General features: G+C 43.6%; 20 protein-coding genes and 1 pseudogene. 8 read left to right on the top strand and 13 right to left on the bottom strand.

The window, feature by feature from the left end; genetic code table 11:
- Positions 1 to 33: 33 nt before the first annotated feature.
- The 9 genes from aguB to dpaL all read right to left on the bottom strand — a co-directional run bounded on the left by aguB (position 34) and on the right by dpaL (position 9605).
- Complete coding sequence (gene aguB / locus MLD56_RS11620; protein ID WP_029515101.1) at positions 34 to 909, bottom strand: N-carbamoylputrescine amidase; 876 nt, start codon at positions 907 to 909, stop codon at positions 34 to 36.
- Positions 910 to 938: 29 nt separating this feature from the next.
- Positions 939 to 1970, bottom strand: a complete 1032-nt coding sequence (locus tag MLD56_RS11615) for an agmatine deiminase family protein (protein WP_029515103.1) — start codon at positions 1968 to 1970, stop codon at positions 939 to 941.
- A gap of 118 nt (positions 1971 to 2088) precedes the next feature.
- Positions 2089 to 2640, bottom strand: a complete 552-nt coding sequence (yfcE, locus tag MLD56_RS11610) for a phosphodiesterase (protein ID WP_029515104.1) — start codon at positions 2638 to 2640, stop codon at positions 2089 to 2091.
- A gap of 352 nt (positions 2641 to 2992) precedes the next feature.
- Positions 2993 to 3373 carry a VOC family protein gene (locus MLD56_RS11605; protein ID WP_029515106.1) on the bottom strand — a complete coding sequence of 127 codons (381 nt, stop codon included), beginning with the start codon at positions 3371 to 3373 and terminating at the stop codon, positions 2993 to 2995.
- 231 nt (positions 3374 to 3604) lie between these two features.
- A complete protein-coding gene (locus MLD56_RS11600) occupies positions 3605 to 5020 on the bottom strand; it encodes a glycoside hydrolase family 1 protein (RefSeq protein ID WP_029515108.1) in 1416 nt (471 codons plus the stop codon).
- Positions 5021 to 5231: 211 nt separating this feature from the next.
- Positions 5232 to 5840 carry a DUF1349 domain-containing protein gene (locus MLD56_RS11595; RefSeq protein WP_029515109.1) on the bottom strand — a complete coding sequence of 203 codons (609 nt, stop codon included), beginning with the start codon at positions 5838 to 5840 and terminating at the stop codon, positions 5232 to 5234.
- A gap of 35 nt (positions 5841 to 5875) precedes the next feature.
- Positions 5876 to 6784 carry an ROK family protein gene (locus tag MLD56_RS11590; RefSeq protein WP_080658555.1) on the bottom strand — a complete coding sequence of 303 codons (909 nt, stop codon included), beginning with the start codon at positions 6782 to 6784 and terminating at the stop codon, positions 5876 to 5878.
- Positions 6785 to 7085: 301 nt separating this feature from the next.
- Positions 7086 to 8336 carry a Zn-dependent hydrolase gene (locus tag MLD56_RS11585; protein WP_029515112.1) on the bottom strand — a complete coding sequence of 417 codons (1251 nt, stop codon included), beginning with the start codon at positions 8334 to 8336 and terminating at the stop codon, positions 7086 to 7088.
- A gap of 39 nt (positions 8337 to 8375) precedes the next feature.
- Positions 8376 to 9605: a diaminopropionate ammonia-lyase gene (gene dpaL, locus MLD56_RS11580; RefSeq protein ID WP_049816868.1), complete on the bottom strand. Its 1230-nt coding sequence runs from the start codon at positions 9603 to 9605 to the stop codon at positions 8376 to 8378.
- A 209-nt stretch (positions 9606 to 9814) separates the two neighbouring features.
- On the opposite strand from dpaL, the gene MLD56_RS11575 reads away from it, so the two are divergent.
- From MLD56_RS11575 to MLD56_RS11555, 5 genes and pseudogenes are all read left to right on the top strand, one after another.
- A complete protein-coding gene (locus MLD56_RS11575; RefSeq protein ID WP_029515115.1) occupies positions 9815 to 10516 on the top strand; it encodes a GntR family transcriptional regulator in 702 nt (233 codons plus the stop codon).
- A gap of 105 nt (positions 10517 to 10621) precedes the next feature.
- Complete coding sequence (locus MLD56_RS11570) at positions 10622 to 10957, top strand: ribosomal protein L7/L12 (protein WP_029515116.1); 336 nt, start codon at positions 10622 to 10624, stop codon at positions 10955 to 10957.
- 17 nt (positions 10958 to 10974) lie between these two features.
- Positions 10975 to 11454, top strand: coding sequence for a Cys-tRNA(Pro) deacylase (gene ybaK / locus MLD56_RS11565; protein ID WP_029515118.1), 480 nt, complete (start codon positions 10975 to 10977; stop codon positions 11452 to 11454).
- An 86-nt stretch (positions 11455 to 11540) separates the two neighbouring features.
- Positions 11541 to 12773, top strand: coding sequence for an oxalate decarboxylase family bicupin (locus MLD56_RS11560; protein ID WP_029515119.1), 1233 nt, complete (start codon positions 11541 to 11543; stop codon positions 12771 to 12773).
- A 117-nt stretch (positions 12774 to 12890) separates the two neighbouring features.
- Positions 12891 to 14250 (top strand): annotated as a pseudogene (locus MLD56_RS11555) (IS1182 family transposase).
- 128 nt (positions 14251 to 14378) lie between these two features.
- Here MLD56_RS11555 and MLD56_RS11550 read toward each other — a convergent pair.
- Positions 14379 to 15098: a YebC/PmpR family DNA-binding transcriptional regulator gene (locus MLD56_RS11550; RefSeq protein WP_013310214.1), complete on the bottom strand. Its 720-nt coding sequence runs from the start codon at positions 15096 to 15098 to the stop codon at positions 14379 to 14381.
- 218 nt (positions 15099 to 15316) lie between these two features.
- Here MLD56_RS11550 and MLD56_RS11545 point away from each other — a divergent pair, with 218 nt between their 5' ends.
- The gene (locus MLD56_RS11545; RefSeq protein ID WP_080658550.1) at positions 15317 to 16081 is read left to right on the top strand and encodes a spermidine synthase; all 765 of its coding nucleotides are present in this window, start codon (positions 15317 to 15319) and stop codon (positions 16079 to 16081) included.
- On the opposite strand, the gene MLD56_RS11540 is transcribed toward MLD56_RS11545, so the two are convergent.
- The 3 genes from MLD56_RS11540 to MLD56_RS11530 form a co-directional block, all read right to left on the bottom strand.
- Positions 16078 to 17817, bottom strand: coding sequence for a proline--tRNA ligase (locus tag MLD56_RS11540; protein ID WP_029514880.1), 1740 nt, complete (start codon positions 17815 to 17817; stop codon positions 16078 to 16080). The genes MLD56_RS11545 and MLD56_RS11540 overlap by 4 nt on opposite strands.
- Before the next feature lie 506 nt (positions 17818 to 18323).
- Positions 18324 to 19367 (bottom strand): carbohydrate kinase family protein, encoded by a 1044-nt coding sequence (locus MLD56_RS11535; protein WP_029514878.1) that lies wholly within the window; start codon positions 19365 to 19367, stop codon positions 18324 to 18326.
- Positions 19368 to 19623: 256 nt separating this feature from the next.
- Positions 19624 to 20913 (bottom strand): glycoside hydrolase family 27 protein, encoded by a 1290-nt coding sequence (locus tag MLD56_RS11530; protein WP_029514876.1) that lies wholly within the window; start codon positions 20911 to 20913, stop codon positions 19624 to 19626.
- 209 nt (positions 20914 to 21122) lie between these two features.
- Here MLD56_RS11530 and MLD56_RS11525 point away from each other — a divergent pair, with 209 nt between their 5' ends.
- Both MLD56_RS11525 and MLD56_RS11520 read left to right on the top strand, forming a co-directional pair.
- Entirely contained in the window at positions 21123 to 22016 is an 894-nt protein-coding gene (locus MLD56_RS11525) for an oxygen-dependent tRNA uridine(34) hydroxylase TrhO (protein ID WP_029514875.1), read from the top strand.
- 208 nt (positions 22017 to 22224) lie between these two features.
- On the top strand, positions 22225 to 23151 hold the full coding sequence (locus MLD56_RS11520) for an AEC family transporter (RefSeq protein WP_029514873.1): 927 nt from the start codon (positions 22225 to 22227) through the stop codon (positions 23149 to 23151).
- Positions 23152 to 23169: the final 18 nt, after the last annotated feature.

Genomic DNA, 23169 nt, shown 5'->3' with positions numbered 1-23169 from the left:
ACGTCAAGGGAGACTTGTCTATCCGTATCAAGATTATACTTTTAAATCACCATCATAGGTGGCAATCATATTGTACAGTTCAGGACGACGGTCACGGAAAATGCCCCATTCAATCCGTCCTACTTCCAGCTCATCCAGGTCAAATTCAGCAGTAAGCACTTCTTCATCGGTACGACCCGCTTCTGCGATCTTGTTACCTTGATGTCCGGCAATAAAGGATGAACCGTAGAATGTAATACTGGAGTCTTCGTCCGTTTCAGTTCCGATCCGATTGGAAGCTATGACTGGAATCAGGTTGGAAGCCGCATGACCCAGCATGCAAGTCTGCCAGTGATCCTTGGAATCAATGGCAGAATCCTGCGGTTCCGAGCCAATAGCTGTCGGATAGAACAAAAGTTCTGCGCCCATGAGCGCCATACAGCGGGCCGCCTCAGGATACCATTGGTCCCAGCACACGCCTACCCCAATTTTGGCATAACGTGTATTCCATACTTTAAAACCGGTATCGCCCGGATTAAAATAAAATTTTTCCTCATACCCAGGACCGTCCGGGATGTGGCTTTTGCGGTATTTACCTAACACTTCACCGTCTGCGTCAATGACGGCAAGACTGTTGTAGCGCGCGTAGTTTTTCTTTTCATAGAAGCTGATTGGCAGCACAACCTGTAATTCTTTGGCGATTTTCCTAAAATGGTTAACCGCTTTGTTGTGCTCCAGCTCAGTGGCATATGAATAATAATCAGACTTTTCCTTCTGGCAGAAATATGGAGTCTCGAACAACTCCTGTAGCAAAATAATTTGTGCGCCCTGCGCAGCCGCTTCACGTACTAACTTCTCTGCTTTACTAATATTTTCTTCGATATTGGTAGAACAGCTCATTTGAGTTGCTGCAACTTTTACTTTTCTCACTTTAGTCCTCCTTTTAGATGTTGTATCGTTCAACGCTTTACAGCAGGCATCTGCTGGGTCGTACAGTGCACGTTACCGCCTTCACGGATGACCGCCATACCGTCTACAGTACGAATGGTGCGATCTGGGAATACATTTGCCAGCACTTGCTCAGCTGCAAGATCACTCTCAGCGGCAGTGCCGCCGAACACTGGCAAAATAATACCGCCATTCACAAAATAGAAGTTAATATAACTCAGTGTCAATCGGCTGTCTTCATAATCCACGCGCGGCGGCTGGCCGATCCGAATCACTTCCAGCTTACGGCCTTGGGCATCCGTTGCTTGCTCCAGAATGCGCAGGTTTTCCTGCGTGATTTCGTAATTTTCATCCTCAGGATCATCACACACTTGCATAATGACCTTGCCAGGAGCTGCAAAACAAGCAATATTGTCCACATGACCGTCTGTTTCGTCGCCACTAAGACCACGTTTTAGCCATATTATCTTCTCGGCACCTGTATACTCACATACATGCCGTTCAATTTCTTCTCTGCTTAATTCCGGATTTCGGTTGGAATTGAGCAAACACTCTTCGGTTGTAATCAGTGTGCCTTCGCCATCTACGTGCAGTGAGCCGCCTTCCATCACAACCGGTGCATCAAACCGTGGAACTCCAAGTTGGTCCAAAATTTGCGGTGCAACCTGGTCATCCAGGTCCCATGGGGCGTATTTGCCACCCCAGGCGTTAAACTTCCAGTTAACACCTGCCAACTGACCATGCTCGTCTGTGAGAAAAGTAGGGCCGTTATCACGCAGCCACGCATCGCTGTGCTCAATCGACAGCAGTTCTACCCGTTCCCCAAGTTCAAGCGCCTTAACGCTCTCCAAATCTTCCGGATTTACGACCACAGTAACTGGTTCAAATTCCGCCATGGCGCGTACAATTCCGGCATAGCCCTTGCATACATCAGCATGCATATCCGGGTAAACCATTGAAGATTTTACAGGCCAAGAAATATACGTGCGTTCATGTGGCGCCCATTCAGGCGGCATCTTATAATGTGAATCCTTAATTTGCATGTATTGAAGCTCTCTTTCTTTTTCATAATGTAGACTCCGCTCCTATCATACAATAATATGATCTTTGTCTCAATCGAAGCGGAAAACTTTCAATAATTTACATTCACATTGGAGTAAATTACTTTGAAAATGTGATTGCTTTCACTGTATTCCCATCAAAATCCTTCACAGTGAATTGTGCCCCCTCCAACACACCGTAAGAGGATGGATAGTTTTCTTTTGGCAGCGAGATCGAACCGGGGTTCAGTATAAAGATCCCATTTTCCACATCCGCTACCGGAATATGAGTATGTCCCTGGATAAACACATCTCCCGCTTCTAGTGGTGGTAAATTTCCGATACTAAAGCCATGTCCGTGCGTGACATAGATTCTCCGTCCTTCATGGTATAGCAAAGCATAATCACCCATCATAGGAAACTCCAGCAGCATCTGATCCACCTCTGCATCGCAATTTCCGCGCACAGAAACCGCAATATGGGACTTGTGCTTATTCAGCAGTGCGGCGACTTCTGCCGGATTATACCCTTCTGGTAACGGATTACGTGGTCCGTGGTACATATAATCTCCGAGCAGGACAAGACGATCGGCTTTCTCCTCCCTGAACTTTTCCAGTGCCAATTGCAACCAATGCAGTGAGCCGTGAATATCTGATATAAACATCAATTTCATAATTATTCTTTCCTTTCTGAATAGGCTGAAAATATTCCACTTAAGCACATTATTGCATTATTCCCTAAACAAATCTGTGCAAAAATGTTCTTTCGTTTGGTCATACTCTTTTTAAGACAATAAACTACAGCTCCGAGTGAGCTGTAGTTTATTGTTATTCCTTTTATATTTGTACTTATCATCTTCGGTGATTTTACGGGTGACCTTGCAAGGGTTTTCAATCGCAATCACACCAGAAGGCACATTACCACCGATCCATCCTCGCTTCGCTTATTTAGATACAGAAGTCAGATTTCTTTTAAAGCTTCATTGTAGGATTCCACATGCTCACTCTTCAGAACTGAAAAGCTACTCACATTGAAATTTCCACCAAATTACCTTCTGGATCTTTAATTACGCTTTCATAATAGCCGTCACCTGTCAATCTTGGCTGACCCACTACTTCATATCCTGCATGCATGAGCTGCTCTGTCTTTTCATTCACCAGTGCTTTACTTCCAACGGAAAATGCCACATGAGCCCAGCCCGTAATATTGATCTGTGGTGAATGATCTACTCCCGTTTTACGCATAACCTCTAACCTTGCTCCATCCTCAAAGGTGATAAAATAGGACTCAAATCCTTTTGTAGCGTTATAATATTTATCGTTAGATTTTCCATCAAAATATTGCTCGTAAAAGCTCTTCATCTTTTCTAAGTCTCTCACCCAGATCGCTACATGCTCAATCTTCATTATTTTCCTCCTTCTGCAGCCCTCATAATGAAAAAATCATTAATTTATACTGGACTCAATTTTCTGTATAGTTATTATTAGTGTTTTAATAAGTCTTAATATATATTAGTAATTAATTTTTGTCCAATTCTAACACTCCTAAAAAATTAGCGGCCGCTTCGTAAAAGAAAAAAGCGGTCGCTATCTATAAGCCTTCATTTATATATAATTAAACACTGGATTATTTATAAATTAACGTTTCAAGCTTTCACCATTCGTAGCAATAACTTCTTTATACCAATGAAACGATTTCTTCGGATATCTTTCAAGTGTACCGCTGCCATCATCGTGACGATCTACGTAAATGTAGCCATAACGTTTCTTAAGTTGAGCGGTCGATGCGCTGACAAGGTCAATACATCCCCAAGACGTATAGCCCAAAACCTCTACTCCGTCCTCAATAGCTTCTCCAACTTGAACCAAATGATCATTCAGGTAGTTGATCCGGTAGTCATCTTCAACCGTTTTTTCGCCTTTTTCATTTGTAATCAGTTCATCAACGGCGCCCAGACCATTTTCAACGATGAATAGTGGTTTTTGGAAGCGATCATAGAACGTATTCAGGACATAACGCAAACCTTGCGGATCAATTTGCCAGCCCCACTCACTTGCCTCAAGATGCGGATTGATGACACCACCAAGGATATTACCTTCACCTTTGACTTTTTTAGCTTCGTCAGCTGTCTCACAAGTACTCATATAATAGCTGAACGAGATAAAATCAACGGTATGCTTCAAATCTTCGGCATCACTTGGTTCAAAGTGAATAGTAATCCCGTTTTCTTTAAAGAAACGTTTCATGTAACCTGGGTATTGACCTCTTGCGTGAATATCGGCAAATGCCATGTTTCTGTGATCAAATTCCATTGCAGCAATGACATCGTCTGGATTTGGTGTCAGCGGATAAGTAGGCATACTCAGCACCATACAGCCAATTTTGAAATCAGGGTTGATCTGATGACCGATTTTTACCGCTCTTGCACTCGCTACAAGCTCATGGTGAATAGCTTGATAAAGATCTTGCTCACTAAGTTGATCTTTTGGTGTGCTAATTCCTCCACTCATGAATGGTGCTTCAAGAATGGAGTTGATTTCATTGAAAGTCAACCAGTATTTAACTTTATCTTTGTAGCGATTAAATACAGTTGTAGCATAGCGCTCATAAAAATCAACAAGCTTACGGTTTACCCAACCATCGTATTCTCTGGACAAATGTAAAGGTGTTTCATAGTGAGATAGTGTAACGAGTGGCTCAATTCCATATTTGTGAAGTTCATCAAACAAATCATCATAAAATTGCAAGCCTTTTTCGTTAGGCTCCAGTTCGTCACCTTTAGGGAAAATACGTGACCATGCGATAGAAGTACGGAATACTTTGAAACCCATTTCCGCGAAAAGTTTGATATCTTCTTTATAATGATGATAAAAATCAATACCGATCAATTTCATGTTATCTTCTGTGGGTACATCCGTAACGGGCCCCCAACCACCACGAGGAGTTACATCCTGAATGGACCAGCCTTTTCCATCTTCTTGATAAGCGCCTTCGAGCTGATTAGCAGCAACTGCTCCGCCCCACAGGAAATCTTTTGGAAACTGTGTACTCATATTTTCTCCGCCTTTGCTGATGTTTTTTATTAACTAGGATAGAAACACGTTACCCTTATGCAAATGTGTTATAAAGTACTTCTAATTGAATCTTAAGGTTTGTAACGCGTTTCATGTCAAGTTTTATTTTAAAAACATCCAGAGCTTATCATAGTATTATCTCCAATAATTACTCCCATATTTATAACTCTTCTATTATTGAGTAAAATGACTATTCTTCAAATGGCGGATCTACATGAATATCTCTATCTGGTTCAGTACTTACCCAGCGTGTAAAGATAACCTGAAAGCCGGCTCGAGTCGGCGCGCAGGCAAAAGGACCTGCCTGTTGTCCCGTTTCATAAGGAAAACGTGCTACACGTACAGTGCGCCAGCTTTGATTTTCGGTTCGGGCTCTAATGATAACCGCGTCCTGTAGTTGTGAAGCACGGATCGTGACATTTTTCCCTACCCAATCGGGTACAGGAGCTAATGACCAATCGGAATAGCCATCTGTGACTACGACTGCCAGTTGAGGAATTCCGTCATTTAATTCGATTCCGGCTTTAATCCACTTTTGTTGTCCTTGATACAGCATTATACCGGCCTGATCGTAAAGCTCCGTAAATGAGCCTAATTGAAACGTGACTTCGATGGCAGAGCCTTCTTCCCAGTCTGTAAGCAGGGAATGTCCGCTACTGCGTTCAAACCCATACAAAGTTTTTTCCCAGTAGTCGCTTCCTTCTCTGGTTTCAACTTTAAGGAACTGGTCTTCTTCTATGGATGATACAGGATGATTAGTCCATGTCCCTGTAGTCCATGCAATCGATTTTTGATTCATTAATCTCATCCTCTCATGCTTTATTGAACGATGCCCTATTTCCTTTTCTCCACCAATTGCAAATTGTACGTCAGACTTTCAAGGGTCACTGAAATCAACCCAAACATGTATTCATCATGAGTATCGTTTTTCACAAAAATTTCGGGCATATGTTCTTTGGGTACATCTTTTAGACAGCCGTTATAAATATCGTCCAACAGATTCGGCTTGGATAACTCTCCAGTCAAAGCGATAGATACAGGGTCTATAATCGCAATAATGGAAGTTATCGTTTGGATCGCCAGAGGAACAAATCCCTCTGTGCTATTTAACTGTTTAAGCTGTTCCTCTCTTGTTAAATCAAAAGGTAAGAAGGAAACTTCCCCCGCAAATTTGGTATTTCCTTTTAACAAATGTCCATCGACAATAAAACCCGCTCCGGGGAAATTGTCTTTTGGAAACGTAACAATAGCAAAGGTTTTATCCTCATCATAATTCTGCATGTTATAAAATCCGTAGACTGTTAAATGCATATCATTTTCAATGGTAACTTCTAATCCGTATTTATCTTGAAGCTGTGGACCTACAGGGACTCCTATGAGCAGGTCGAGATCACAAACATCGATAATTCCTTGATGAACAACCCCGGGGATGCCAATTCCAATGGCTTTGACGTTTCCATAGTTATTAATCAGCTCTCCAATTTTGGTTTCTATGACCTCATAATCAATATGAGGCACAATGGAAGTATTCTCGATGATGATATCACCAAGCAAATTAGCAACAGCATAAGTAAGAGAATGTATACCGCCTTCCGTTTTCACATTTAAACAGATAATATAAGAATAATCAGCGTTATATTTGTAACGTCTAGCCGGACGTCCGCCGTTCGACTCTTCCAATTCCGTCTCTAATACTTCCCCGGTTTGAAGAAGCTCATTCAGAATATTTCCGCAGGTTGCCACACTAAGACCTGTGATACTGGCTATCGATGACTTGGTTGCATATTCCTTGGATTTCAGTGTGTTTTTAACTAACTCTACATTAATTTGTTTAACCCGAATGGTGTTATTGGAGACTGGTTGTATTTGAATACACTCCTTTTCCAGTATTTATTAAAAGGTTTATAATAAGTTGTAATATAACGCTCTGCCTGTAAAAAGTCAATTTGTACTCATTTGGATAAGAAAAAACGGAGTACCGCAGATTCTGAACCATGGGTACCCCGTTTGATTTATTTGTTTTAAACTGATTAAATAGCTCGTATTAAACATCTCCAGCAAGATGTTTAATAACGTCTAATAGTACATTGGCTCCTGCTACCAGATCCGGTCGCGGCGTGTATTCGCGCGGATTATGACTAATGCCGCCAATACTTGGGACAAAGATCATAGCTGCCGGACAAATGCGAGCCATCATTTGAGCGTCATGACCAGCGCCGGATGTCATTCGCTTGGAGCGCAGCTCACGCTGCATGGCAGCAGCCTCTATCAACTCCACAATGTTGGCATCGAAAGCAACCGGCTCAAAACGGGCCATTCGCTCGGTCGTGATCGTTACCCCTTCGGAAGCTGCAAGTTCTCTAAGATACTCGGTCAGCGCCGCTTCTTCAGCCTGCAATCTCTGCTCATCAGGATCACGCAAATCAACAGTAAACGTGGCGCGTGAAGGAATAACATTAATCGCGTTAGGCTCCATGCTAAGACAACCAACCGTAGCCACCGTAGGTGTCTGCGACCTTGTCACCCGGTCCCTTAAAAATGTGATGACACTGGCTGCTGCCTGTCCCGCATCTCTGCGCATCGACATCGGTGTAGTCCCGGCATGATTGGCAACCCCCTCAATAATAACGCGCTGCCAGGATATTCCTTGAAGGTTCTCAACTGCACCAATCGGAACACCGACACTTTCCAGTACCGGGCCCTGCTCAATATGAAGCTCCACATAAGCATGTGGCAGCATAAAACCCGGCTCCTCTGTTCCTTCATACCCGATGCGTACCAACTCTTCTCCCAATATAGTGCCGTCTGTTCCAACAGAGGCCAATGCGTCCTCAAGCGGGAGTCCACCTGCATATACCAGCGAGCCCATCATATCAGGGGCATAACGAACCCCTTCCTCGTTCGTAAAAGCACCCACTACAATAGAGCGAGCAGGAACAAAGCCAGAAACCTGCAATGTCCGAATGACCTCAAGACCGGAAAGCACACCATAACAACCATCGTACACACCGGCATTGATCACTGTGTCAATATGCGACCCAATCAGCACCGGAGCTAATTGAGGATCATTTGCTCCTTTCCATATGCCGAAGATGTTTCCAATACGGTCGACCACAACCTCCAAACCAGCCTCCTTCATCCAGGCTACCAAGGTGTCACGACCACTCTTGTCTGCAGCAGAAGCTGCCAGTCTGGTGAGCTTTTGTTCAGGGTCACGTCCCCTTTGGCCAAGCGATTGAATCCGATCCAGTAAACGTGCTTCATCAATGCATAGGTTGGAACTTTTAAATACCATTTTGCATTCCCCTTTTCATTCTAAAAGTTTTGCTCATTCTCATGAAAAAGATGGATACTTGCCTTCCCATACAATTTGTCTGTATGCCTCGGGATCTGTATCCCCTTCCGTGCTTATGATGAGTATTCTGGAGTCTTCATTTAATTGAAGCTGAGCTGCAGCTTCAATTAAATTTTCTTGCTTCCGCAATAAGCTCAAAACACCTAAGCCAACAGCACCAGACTCACCAGATATAATTTGGGGATCACCAGGTAATGGATTTCCAAGCATCCTCATTGCCTTTGCCGATACAAAATCCGAACAGGTGATATACATATCCGCATAATCTCTCAATAGTTCCCAAGCCACGGTGCTAGGTTCCCCGCAAGCAAGTCCAGCCATAATCGTGGGCATAAAACCTGTTACAGCATGAGGTTTTCCGTCATTTTCCGCCGCTGATTTATAGATGCACGCAGCTTCATTAGGCTCAACAATAACCGTTGTCGGTCTTTTTTCACCAAAATGAGATATCAAATATCCCAGTATACTTGCTGCAAATGAACCAACACCTGCCTGTAAAAATACATGCGTCGGATAATCATCACCAGCCACTCGGATCTGTTCCAATGCCTCATCTATCAACGTCCCATAGCCTTGCATAATCCAAGTTGGAATTTCTTCATAGCCTTCCCATGCACTATCTTGTAGCAAGACCCCACGATGCTCAGTAGCATAGGTGCTGGCCAACCTAACAGTGTCGTCATAGTTTAGTTCCGTAATAGAGGCTTCTGCCCCTTCATTTCTAATATGATTTAATCTAACTTCAGAAGATCCTTTAGGCATAAACACGACTGATTTCTGTCCTAGCTGGCTAGCCGCCCAAGCAATCCCTCTACCATGATTTCCATCTGTAGCTGTTACAAAAGTAATATCGCCCAATAGTCCCTTGATCTCTTCGGTTTTCAACTTTTCAAAAGAAAGCTCTGAAATATCCATATTCAGTCTATCTGCCAGATACTTGCCGACAGCAAAGGACCCACCTAATACTTTAAAAGCACCCAATCCGAATCTGTAGGATTCATCTTTTATCCATATGCTCCCTACATTCAGCTTGCATGACAACTTTTTCAAGTTATGCAGTGGAGTGACTTCATATTCAGGAAAGCTTTTATGGAAGTTTCTAACCTTTTGAGCCATATTCCTATCCATAAATTCCACAGATATTTTCTTGAATTCTACTTTACGTGCCTTCTCATTTGCCATGTATTTTAAAGCTGTCATATCCTGCATACATGTCTCCTTCTATTCTTAAAATACTAAATGTCTTAGCTTTATCAGTAAAATATCGCATGTGATATATTACATGTTACCCATCAGACTATATACTGTCAACTTGGTTTGCGATATGAAATATGTATGAAATCGGGCTGCAATCATTGATACTCATGAATTGTATGTGATATATTACATTCAAATAAAATTCGAAAGAGGTCTAATCATTGCTATCCAAACATGCAACCAAAGTTAAGCGTTCATCTATACGTGAGCAAGTATACCTACAGCTACAAGAATGGATTATTAGTGGTGTTTTAAAGCCTGGAGATAAGTTAAAGGATCAAGAATTAGCGGAGGTTCTAGGAGCCAGCCGTACACCTATCCGTGAAGCTATTTTAAGATTGGAAGAAGAAGGAATGGTTCAGACTAAAGCCAATAGCTGGACGCAGGTAGCACCTGTTGATATTAAACAGGCCTATCGGCTCTACCCCATCATCGGGTCACTTGAGAAGCTTGCTGTCTCGTTTGCTCAAGAAAATATTCAATCTAAGCACATTAACGAATTAGAATTATTAAATGGAGAGCTCAAACGTGCGCTAAAGGAAGAAAATGCAATACTTGCGCAACAATATGATGCTCAATTCCACCAGGTTATTATTGATCTGTCGGCAAATGAAGAATTGATTTATGTGCTGGATGGATTGAAAAAAAAGCTGCGCCGTTATGAGGTGACATACTTTGACGGTTTTTTGGGTGCAGAGTCATCAGTTGCAGAACACCAAAAAATAATCAGTGAGCTTATAGCTAAAAATTTCGCAGCCGCCGCGGACATGATTGAATCGAATTGGAAAGAAAGTTTTCAACGCCGATTATCTAAATTGGATATAAACAAAGACGAAACCGTGTTACCGCTTCAAGAGGAATGAGCCTTTTCCTCTTCTCCTCTATCATCATGCTATACTATAAATAAGAAATAAATTTTTAGTGCAGCATTTCTGCGTTGAAAGTCACTTAAATAGGGGGGAATTCTGTTGTCAGCTATTGAGTATATAGCAATCATCGCATTGCTCCTCTCCGTCATACTTTTAATTAAGGTCTACAGCCTTCAATCTCGGCTTAATGACTTGAAATCCGACGTGGAGCGTCTTGAAAATCGTTCAGGAATACAAGGAACATCGCTGTCAGGCACCATCCCTTCCACTCCTCCACATCTTCTAGATGCAGGAGCTTCAGAAGATATCAATGAAAGGTTGCTCCTGCTCATTAGGGAAGGAAAAAAGATTCAAGCCATAAAAGAACTGAGAACGGCTAAGGATCTTTCCCTTAAGGATGCAAAGGATTATGTGGATCACTTGGAAAAACTCTAAAGAAAGGAAGAAATAAGATGAGTGCCAGCAAAACAAACGCCATGCGCATATTGGACAGGCAACATATACAATACAATATTTTGAGTTATGATCATCAAGATGGAAAAATAGACGGTATGAATGTGGCTGAGAAAATCGATAGAACCCCGGAGATAGTTTTCAAAACTTTGGTTGCACACAGCAAACAAAATCTGTTTGTTTTTGTAATTCCTGTACATAAAGAGCTTGATCTCAAAAAAGCAGCCAAATCCGCAGGAGAGAAAAAAATTGAAATGCTTCCAGTTAAGGATTTGCAAAAGTTTACGGGATATATTCGCGGTGGCTGCTCCCCCATAGGAATGAAAAAGCTCTACCCCACTTTTATCGACCAGCCTGCATTGGAACTGGAAGTCATCGTTGTAAGCGGTGGGAAAATTGGGACCCAACTGGAGTTAAGTCCGCACGATTTAGCTCAAATCATTCAGGCTCAGTTTACAGATCTAACGCATACAGCATAAAACTCACTACATGATCATAAAATCTTTATGCGTATTTTCTTATCCCATACTTCATCAAGCTTCAACCTGGAGAGGAAGATTTAATAATGCATAATGATTGCCCTAAAAATGCAAAAATCCCCCAACCCATCAGAAGTGATGGTACTGGGGGCATCGACAAGGGTCCACGTGATGTGATGAGGGATCTACAGAATCCCGATATGCTGGTTCCCCCCGTAACGGACAATGGTCTCATTCCAAATATGAGATTTTCTTTTTCTGATGCCCATATGCAGCTTAATCATGGTGGGTGGTCAAGAGAAGTAACGGTAAGGGAATTACCTATTGCTACAACCCTTGCCGGGGTGAATATGAGTTTGACACCGGGTGGTGTACGTGAGCTTCACTGGCATCAGCAAGCGGAATGGTCATATATGCTGTTGGGAAGTGCTCGCATTACGGCAGTAGACCAAAATGGACGTAATTTTATTGCTGATGTGGGTCCCGGAGATCTCTGGTATTTCCCTCCTGGCATTCCGCACTCTATACAGGGACTTGAGGATGGGTGCGAATTTTTGCTGGTTTTTGATGATGGTAGTTTCTCCGATCTGAACACCCTATCCATCTCCGATTGGTTCGCACATACTCCCAAAGACGTACTTTCTGCAAATTTTGGTGTACCAGAGGCTGATTTTGCAGCAATTCCTCAAGACCAAGTATATATCTATCAGGATTCCGTTCCCGGTTCTCTTCAAAGCCAAGCGGTTTCCTCTCCCTATGGTACGATACCTCAGTCCTTCAAGCATGAATTACTAGCCCAGCCCCCAATCAAAACGCCGGGCGGAAGCGTACGAATCGTCGACTCCTCCAATTTTCCGATTTCCAAAACCATTGCAGCTGCTCTTGTTGAGATTGAGCCCGGCGCCATGCGAGAAATGCACTGGCATCCTAATAATGACGAATGGCAATACTATCTTGCCGGGCAAGGACGGATGACTGTCTTTGGCGGTAATGGTGCAGCCCGTACGTTTGATTTTAGAGCCGGAGATGTTGGATATGTGCCTTTTGCTTACGGTCATTACATTCAAAATACAGGCTCCAGCACACTTTGGTTTCTTGAAATGTTTAAAAGTGACCGTTTTGCAGATGTTTCCTTGAATCAATGGATGGCCCTTACGCCTACAGAACTGATTCAGAGTAATTTACATGTAGGTACTGATGTGATCTCAAATTTACGAAAGGTAAAATGGCCCGTTGTCAAATATCCCAGTTATTCTTATGACCCTAAAAATAACCATAAGAGGTCCGATGATTACTATACAAAAAAACACCGTATCTAAATACGGTCAGGCTGTCGAGAAAGTCCCGACAGCCTATTTTATGTTAATTTTGTTTAAGACGACACCGCGTTAATGTTGTATAATATAGGTAACTATTGTAGAACGGATGGTGTTGATATGCTACGCTCCAACCGCGAAAAACAACAATCCTACGAATTTGTTTCCATCGAAGATCTGGTTCCTCAAGATCACTTGCTCCGCAAAGTAGATAAGTATATCGATTTTTCGTTTATCGTGATAAAGTTCGACCACTGTATTGTGCAGACAACGGGCGTCCTGCCATTGATCCTACCGTATTGTTTAAAATGATCTTTCTCGGTTATTTCTATGGCATTCGCTCAGAACGGCAACTCGAGCGAGAAATTCAGACGAACCTAGCTTATCGTTGGTTTCTGGGGTTGGGCTTAACGGATAAAGTTCCGGACCATACGACGATTAGCTGGAATCGTCGCACTCGCTTTAAAGACACCACGATCTTTCAAGATATCTTCGATGAAATTGTGCTGCAGGCGATCTCTCACCGAATGGTGGGTGGGCGTGTTCTCGTCACCGATTCCACACACGTCAAAGCCAATGCTAACAGGCACCAGTACACCAAAGAACAAGTGTTGCAGAATACTAAAGACTATATGGACGAGCTGAACGAAGCGGTGAAGGATGACCGGAGAAACCACGGAAAAAAGCCTTAAAATCCCGAGAGGAAGTGAACGAAGAAAAAGAAATTAAAGTGAGCAAAACAGACCCGGACAGCGGCTATATGATCCGTGATGGCAAGCCCGAAGGCTTCTTCTATCTGGACCACCGCACGGTGGATATGAAGTACAATCTGATTACGGACGTGTATGTGACACCAGGGAATGTACATGATTCTGTCCCCTATTTGTCCCGTTTGGATCGCCAAAGAGAACGTTTTGGTTTTCAAGTAGAAGCTGTTGCACTAGATTCAGGTTATTTAACAACGCCGATTTGCCGAGGTTTGCAGAACCGAAAGATTTTTGCCGTGATTGCTCACCGAAGATTCCATCCCAGACAAGGACTGTTTCCGAAATGGAAGTTTGAATACGATGCCAAACGCAATGCGTATAGATGCCCAGCCCAACAGGAACTGCCCTACCGAACGACGGACCGTAAGGGATACCGGCAGTATGCCTCTGACCCAGCTCAGTGCCAGCATTGCCCACTGCTAAGTCAGTGTACCCAGTCTCGAAACCACCGCAAAGTGGTGACTCGGCATGTCTGGGAAGACAGCAAAGAGTGGGTACGGAGCAACCGGCTGAGCCCATCTGGTAAAAAGCTGTACCGCAAACGAAAAGAGACGATTGAGCGAAGCTTCGCGGATGCCAAAGAGCTCCATGGGTTTCGCTATTGCCGTTTGCGCGGTCTTCCAAACGTCAGGGAACAAGCCCTTATGACGGCAGCCGTGCAGAACATGAAGAAGATGGCGATCCACCTAGATCGCCTGGAGAAACAGGGGTAACCCCCCCTGCTTCTCCAGAGACCAGAGCATTATGATGTAAAAAAGAAACCCACGTCTCAAAATGACGGGGTTTCTCGACAATCTGACCGTATCTAAATACGGTGTTTTTACAAACTAATTAACAAAGACTATTCCTCAGAGTCTACATTGTGGTAAACCTGCTGAACATCCTCCAAATCTTCTAATGCATCAATCAGTTTATCGAATTGAACCTGTGCATCTTCTGGAAGAGAAATATCATTTTGGGCAAGCATGGTGAGCTCCGCAACGGTAAACTCAGTTACTCCTGCTTGTTTGAAAGCTTCCTGCACAGCATGGAATTGATCAGGCTCTGCATATACGATGACGGCTTCATCTTCTTCAATGATGTCACGTACCTCTACATCTGCCTCCATCAGTAGCTCCAGCACTTCATCTGCGGTTTTACCCACCAGACCAATAACTGCTGTTGAATCAAACATGTAGGCTACAGATCCGCTCACACCCAGGCTACCACCATTTTTAGTAAAAGCAGAACGCACATCCGATGCTGTACGGTTAACGTTATTGGTCAGCGCATCTACAATGACCATGGAACCGTTCGGTCCGAAACCTTCATAACGAAGCTCTACGTAGTTTTCATCGCCAGCACCTTTTGCTTTTTCAATAGCACGGTCAATGATTGCTTTGGGTACATTGTACGTTTTTGCACGTTCTAGAACTACTCTTAGTACCCGATTGGATTCAGGATCAGGTTCGCCTTGTTTGGCTGCCACATAAATTTCCACGCCAAATTTAGCATATATACGACTCGTATTAGCATCCTTGGATGCCTTCTTTTCTTTAATGTTATTCCACTTACGTCCCATAATATCCCGCTCTCTTCCTGTATGAATATACACAACGAACTTCATTATATCCTTGTATATTATATCTCCTAAAGGACATACGAACAAGTTTAAACAACTCTGTTATGGAAAAATAAACAATTCTACCTAATTAGGGATGCTTGAAAATGTGTACTTTCATTTCTCCTCATCTATGGACAATCTCCCTATCCATGTCTAAGATGAAGAGGAAGTCTGACTTGAAGGAGATCATTCACTTGGATGTCTTGTACAAAAAGTTGAGCCATAATCATGAAATCACAGTATACGAAACCACCGAGCTGTATGGTGAAAAGGGATTATTTCGGGTGATGCAGTTTTCAAATACAGCCGTCCAAGGCGCGGTGGACTTGAATCATCCACAACGCATTTTGTTCGAATATCCGAGAGCAATTATCCATCTTATGGAGCTGAACGATCCATCATTTGAAGATGTATTTGTTATCGGGCACGGTATAGGTACAATAGCGGGTCATTTTACAGATAAACGTTTTAAGATTGCCGAGCTGGATGCACAAGTTGTAGAGTTCAGCCGAACATTCTTTGGATACGATCAGGATAATGTGACTGTTGGCGATGGACGACGCCTTCTGGAGAAGGAAGCGCCGGATGCTTATGACTATGTTATTTTGGACGCCTTCACGGAGCTGGGTACGCCCTTGCATTTAGTATCCTGGGAATTTTTCAAGATGGCCAAAGAAAAGCTGGATTCCGAAGGCTCCCTGATCATGAATTTAATGGGCAAAAGTGAACACGACCATTTGATCAATGCCATTCATACAACGTTACGTGAAGAATTTGCCTATGTCTCAACTTTCTCGCTCCCCTCGGAAGGCGCTGCCGACGTTCAAAATATCATTATGATAGGTCGGGACAAGCCAATCCGGTTTCAGGCACGTCAGATGGCGGACTTTCATGAGATTACACTCGGAGAAGGCCATATTCTACGGGATATAGATGCTTAGTGTAGTTCCAATATTCGTCTCTCTACATCTTCAATACGAATCGTCTCTTTGTTGCAGCTTTTTCGTTCCACTAACTCTACTTTCCCGTGTTCGGCATCTTTACCTACGATGATGCGCACGGGAATACCTACTAAATCGGAGTCTTTGAATTTAACCCCAGGCCGTTCCTCACGATCATCCAGCAGCACCTCCACACCGCGATCCTGCAGCTGGTTGTGTAATTTCTCGGCTATTTGCATCTGAAGCCTGTCTTTCACAGAAATCGGAATAATATGAACTTGAAACGGGGCTAGTGCATAAGGCCATATCATTCCGTTCTGATCGTGATTTTGCTCTACAATGGCAGAAAGGATCCGGGATAAGCCAATGCCATAGCAGCCCATAATCATCGCTTGCTCAGCTCCAGACGCATCCAGAAAGGTCGCACCCAGCTTCTCACTATATTTGGTGCCCAATTTAAATACGTGTCCGATCTCAATTCCACGATGAAGTTTCAATTCCCCTTCGTCACATCGAGGACATCTATCCCCTTCTATGACATTGCGCAAGTCAGCCACATGCCGAAGATCTATATCGCGCCTTGGGTTCACATGTCGATAATGGTAATCCAGCTCGTTCGCGCCTGCGATACCGCTGGACATTTGGACAACGGCGTAATCCACCCACACAGGGATTGTCAATCCGCATGGGCCTATGAACCCCGAGGGGGTTCCAGTCGCCTTTGACACGATGTTTGTACTTGCTATTTCGAATTTTTCACTACCTAAAATATGTTTAATTTTCACTTCGTTAACCTCATGATCCCCCCTAACAACTACAGCAATAGGTTGATCGTCAGCCATATAAATCAGTGTTTTGATGATTTCTTTGGGCTCTATGTGAAGCGATTCAACCAGTTGATCTATTGTACACAGGCCTGGAGTATGGAATTTTTCCATTTTAGCTGTATCAAAAGAAGGAGGGCTGACTTGTTCATTTTTATATGAGACAGGAGATATTTCTATTTTTCCCGTCGATCGCGCCACGGCTTTTTCAAGATTAGCTGCATATTCACAGCAGGTACATGCTACAATGGTGTCCTCTCCAATATCAGCTAGAGCCATAAATTCATGGGTTTCACCTTCGCCACCAATGGCACCCGCATCTGCTTCTACTGCACGAAAGTTTAGACCACAGCGAGTGAAAATGCGATGATATGCCTGGAACATGGTCGAATAGGTATGATCTAGTCCTTCCCAATGTGCATCAAACGAATAGGCATCCTTCATCAAAAATTCTCTACTGCGAAGCAGGCCAAATCGCGGACGTCGTTCATCCCGAAATTTGGTTTGAATTTGATACAACGTTACAGGCAATTTGCGATAAGAATTCACTTCATTTCGTATTAAAGACGTAATGACCTCTTCATGTGTAGGCCCCAAAGCAAACTCCCGACCATGCCGATCTTGCAAACGCATCAACTCAGGACCATAAACATCGTATCTTCCTGATTCTTGCCACAACTCCGTTGGCTGCAATACAGGCATCAGCAGCTCCCCAGCCCCTACGCGATCCATTTCATTCCGTACGATTTGCTCTACTTTTCTGAGCACCCGTCTGCCCAGGGGCATATAGGTGTACATTCCAGCCGCCAGTTGGCGGATAAATCCTCCCCGCAGCATAAGCTGATGACTGATTACTTCAGCTTCTGCGGGTGCTTCGCGCAAGGTTGTCAGTAATAATTGGCTTTGGCGCATGTGTAGCTTCCTCCTTGTATGGACGATAAAATGTACGCAAAAAGACACATCCGTCAGGGACGAATGTGTCGTGGTACCACCCTTCATTTGACCGTAGCCATACAGGGAACGGTCCTTCATCAGATAACGGCTTCTAGCCGGTAACGGTTTATCATACAAACCGCTACAGCTCACAAGGCAGGGAAACGTTCATTCGCGGCGAGAAACCTTTCAGCCCATGAGTTTCTTCTCTGTACAGCGAGTATTGAACCTTTGATCCTTGGTCTACACTATTCCTATATATTACAATTTTCACCACTTTACACGAAATGTAATTTCTAGTCAAGGAGATAATCTTCTGCTACACAGCAAGAAACTCGTTACCCTGCTCTGCCTGTAAGGGCCGCATAGAATAGATCAGTCTGTCCATCATACAACATGCTCCTTTTACAAATTCAATAATTGAGGCCATTACATACGTGAAGCTCCAAATATGCGCTGTTGTAGGTTAGAGTTCTCTTGATTAATTATGTATCATTCTTTTTAAAATACACGCCCTTGAAAAACACAAAATTTTGCGTATGTGTGCCATACAGCTCCTGAAACCTAGAATGAAGTTTATTCATAGAAAGAGTCTCTGAGACCGTCCGATCCGTTTGCAGGGTCAAGTCGACACAGCTAATTCCAAATTGGCACACTTGCTCCATAGGATAACCTTGGGTAATTCCATATATCATCCCGGCAATAAAAGCATCATCTGCGCCTGTGACATCAATGACCTCTTGAACGGGATGAATGGGAATTTGGCCATGAGTTCCATCCTGAGAGGCGTACAAAACACGATCAGCACCGCAGATAAAAATGACATTCTGAACTCCAAGTTTGTGAAAAATTCGGGTGGCATCCAACATATGCTGATCATCTGTAAGTTCTAGCTCCAAATAGGCTTCAGCCTCCACCGGTTTACATACCAGCCACTCCACTCCATGCAAATTTCGGGGAAGCTTTCTCATCTTCGAGGCCGATACCGAAGAAACGACAATCGGAATCCGATGCTCATGACAGACATGTATGGTGGCTGCAATTACGTTCATAGAGAAATTAGTGTCCAGCAGAACGAGTCGGGATGAGGCAATTAAAGGAGCATTTTCAAAAATTACTGAAGGACGAATCTGATCATAAATCTCCATTTCTGCTGTCGCTACAATCAGTTCACCACGCTCGTTCAGCAAGGCAGTATAAACCCCAGTTGACGGTTCACCTTGGACTTGCAGAGGAACCACGTGCATGTAACGGCTGGACTGTTCGATAATAAATTCACCTTCCGCATCGTCCCCAACTGCGGTCAGCAGGCTGACCCGCTGGCTCAACCTCCCTAAATTTTCGGCTACATTTCGTGCTACCCCACCGCAAGATTGCAGTCTTGTACTGCTCGGATTGGAGGTATGAAGCTGAAATGTACCTTTAATCATGATTTTACGATCCAAATTGGCCCCTCCGATACATAGTATTGGTTTGCTAGAGGGCCAAGGCTCGTCCTGTTCATTTTGGTGGATTTTTTTTAATTTCATCATTTGACTCCTTTCTCGAGTCTATTCGTTAAAATGATTTAAATTTGTACAGAAATAGGCACTATATAAAATTAACACGTTCCAAATGTCATATTCCCAAGAATAATGTCGAGTTCGTTAAAATATCCTAAAGTTACACATGCAAAAAAACACCCTATTGTAAAGATATCTTTCACTTTTACGATAGGGTGATTGGGTTGGAACTACAGCATAGTTCTTCCTTACATTATGTTATTCAGGATTATTGCAAAATCCTCTATTTCAAAATAAATAGAGCTGCTCCGTGAGGAGGTAAATCTGTGGACAGCTCTTGTGCTAAAACACCTAAATCTACATGGTTCCATAAATCTCTGGCATTTGCCTGACCTTCAATACCAAGGTCTTTTAAGGATACACGCACCTTTGAAGATTCATCCCCAGCATTAAACAAAGCTGCATATACATGCCCTTTCCCGTTATGTGAAGTCCAAACGATATGTTCATCCTTTCTATACACCTGCCGTGCATTCAAACCGTTGCGATGAGCATTTAACACTTCTTCATTAGTCAGCAAAGAAAGAGTCCATGCATCATTATCCCGCAGTTCGCCCCCGAACATCAGGGGAGACCGGAAAATGCTCCACAAGGTCATCATCGTTAGCTGCTCATCCTTAGTAAAGCGTGTCCATCTGTCATGGCTGCCGGAATCTACCGAATCTACCGAACGAATACCCAGATGACCCAGTGGTAGCATGTCGCAATCCGGCCAGTGACCCGGACCTACATGTTCCGCCCATTTCTCGCAGCGCTCAAACATACCATACAGTAAAGGCCATACATCCCAGAAGTCATCAGTCATACGCCACATATTCACGTTTGCGATTAAATCAGATGCATGCTCCAGCGGTGCAGGACCAGGCGATAGACTCAACACCATCGGACGTCCGCATTGGGCGATAGCCCGCCTAATCAATTCAATTTCCGCCAAATGAATACCATAGAGACGTGATGCAGCAATGTCATCTACTTTGACAAAATCCACACCCCATTCCGCATACAGATCAAACAACGAATTATAGTACTCCTGTGCGCCTTCCTTGGATGCATCTACCCCATACATATCTGTGTTCCAGGGACAAATAGAGTTGGGATGCGCAATTTGTCTCGCCGTGGCTGTGGTTCCCAAAATCGGGGTATCCTGATGCACCGCCTGGCGGGAGATGCCTCTCATAATATGTATACCAAATTTCAATCCCAGACCGTGTACATATTCCGCAAGAGCTTGGAAGCCTCGTCCATCTGCTGCCGAAGGAAACCGATTCACCGCTGGAATAAGACGTGAAAATGAATCCATTGCCAATGGGACAAACGGGCGATACTGTGAAGATACTGCTCCTGACTCATACCACTGAATATCTACCACGACATATTCCCAACCATATTCCTTCAGATGCTCCGCCATATATTGAGCATTTCCCCGTACTTCCTCTTCCCGTACTGCTGCACCGTAGCAATCCCAGCTATTCCACCCCATAGGTGGTGTATGCGCTGTCAAATGATGCTTCATTTCATTCATCCTTTCATCCAGTAGATCTCATCCTGCTACCAAAAATCCCCTCATCAGTACGTAACTATTATAATGTAAACCCTTACTTTTGTCGCTCGTCTCCTTTTTCATTTCCACTTTTTATACATTTAAGTTGACTAACTAAAAGAATGTGGTACATTTAAAATTGCTTTTAAAAAACTTTGACTTGAATCAGAGGGTGATTTTACATGTGTGAACATACTTATCGAATTTTGTTGTTTTACAAATATGTCAACATTGAAGATCCTGCCACCTTTACGGCAGAGCATCTGGCTTACTGCAAGGAGCTGGGCGTCAAGGGAAGAATCTTGATTGCTGCGGAAGGAATCAACGGAACACTGTCTGGTACAGTAGAGCAAACGGAGCAATATATGCGTGATTTGCGCGCCAATCCGAAATTCCACGATATCGTTATTAAAATAGATGAGTCTGACGGTCATGCGTTCAAGAAAATATTTGTACGCCATCGTCAGGAGCTTGTTACGCTGCGTCATGAAGATGAGCTGGACCCTAATGAAATTAGCGGTAAGCGTCTGTCACCAAAGGAGTTTTATGAACAGCTTCAAGATGAAGATGTAGTTGTTCTGGACGGACGTAATGACTATGAATATGACATCGGTCATTTCCGCGGGGCTATTCGCCCCGAAGTCGAATCGTTCCGTGAATTTCCACAATGGATTCGCAACAATATGACTCAGTTCAAAGACAAGAAAATTCTGACGTACTGCACCGGAGGTATCCGTTGCGAAAAGTTATCGGGTCTTCTTATCAAAGAAGGATTTAACGATGTAGGCCAGTTGGATGGCGGCATTGTGACTTACAGCAAGGACCCGGAAGTACAAGGACGTTTGTTTGACGGTAAATGCTACGTATTTGACGAACGAATCTCGATTCCGATCAATCATACGGATGAGGACGTCATTGTCGGCAAGTGCTTCCATTGTGAAACGCCGAGCGATCATTATATCAACTGCCCAGTGTGCAATCTCCAGCATATTGCATGTCCGGATTGCGAAGAACAGCATCAGCACTATTGCTCTGACGATTGCCGAACCAAAGCGGAAACCATGGCTACTGCATAAACCAGCAGTATTATTGGTTTATTATAACAAAAGGGATGCCTATTAGCCGTTCATCATGGCTGTGGGCATCCCTTTTGTTATTTTCACAATAAGTGTCCAACTCTTCATAGTATATACCTATGACCTTGATTGTATTTTCATCTTGGACGGGCTCGAAAGTAGCGTCTTATAATGGAAAATGTCATTACAGAAAGGATGGGTGGAATTCATGATTCAAATCGTACTTTCAACTCTATTATCGGTTATCGTTCCGCTGTCCATTCCGGTGATCGCCGGATTTTTACTTGGAAAATTCATGAAGCTGGAAACGAAACCGCTCTCGACTTTGTATTTATATTTTTTAAGCCCCGCAATGATTCTGGACACGCTACTCAAAGCACAGCTTACCTGGCATGATGTGGCGCAGACTGCCGTTTTTTCAATATTAAACCTGCTGCTGTTGTGGGGAATTGCACAATTAGCAGGGAAAATCTTTAGACTGAGCACTCCGGAAACGGCTGGACTTACCTTAATCTCCACACTCACCAATAGTGCAAATTATGGCCTGCCCCTAATTTTACTTGCCTTTGGGCAGCTCGGTCTGGATAAAGCCTCCGTGTATGTCGTCATCCAGATAATTATGGTCAATACCATTGGCGTTTACTTTGCAGCCCGCTCTGAATTTTCTGTTCAAAGTGCTGTTAAGTCGGTGTTTTCACTTCCTGCGATCTATGCAGCTCTACTCGCCATGGGACTGCGGCTACTGGACTGGCATCTTCCCTCAGGAATTCAATCAGGCGTCTCGATGATTGCTGCTGCCTATTCTCCGGTCGTGCTGGCGATTCTGGGTACCCAGATGGCTTATGTAAAAATATTTAAGTTGGAGTCGTCTATTAAAAAAGCCAGCTACGCCGGACTAACAATTCGGCTTCTACTCTCCCCGCTTGCGGCTTGTCTTGCTATGCTGATACTGGGAATTTCAGGTCTTTTGTTCTCCGTTCTCTTCATTCTTGCCTCAATGCCTGTTGCTGTGAATGCTGTCATTTTAGCAGAAAAATTTAATGCATCGCCAAAACTGGTTTCCACCTGCATCCTGTGGAGCACGTTTGCCTCATTCCTGATATTGCCTATTCTGATTATGTTGGTAGCAGGTTAGCGAGAAAAAAAAGACTCT

Origin of the sequence: Paenibacillus peoriae, assembly GCF_022531965.1 — a bacterium.
Classification (GTDB): Bacteria; Bacillota; Bacilli; order Paenibacillales; family Paenibacillaceae; genus Paenibacillus; species Paenibacillus polymyxa_D.
Note: the sequence above shows the minus strand (reverse complement) of the source record. Positions and strands in the feature narration are given on the sequence as shown.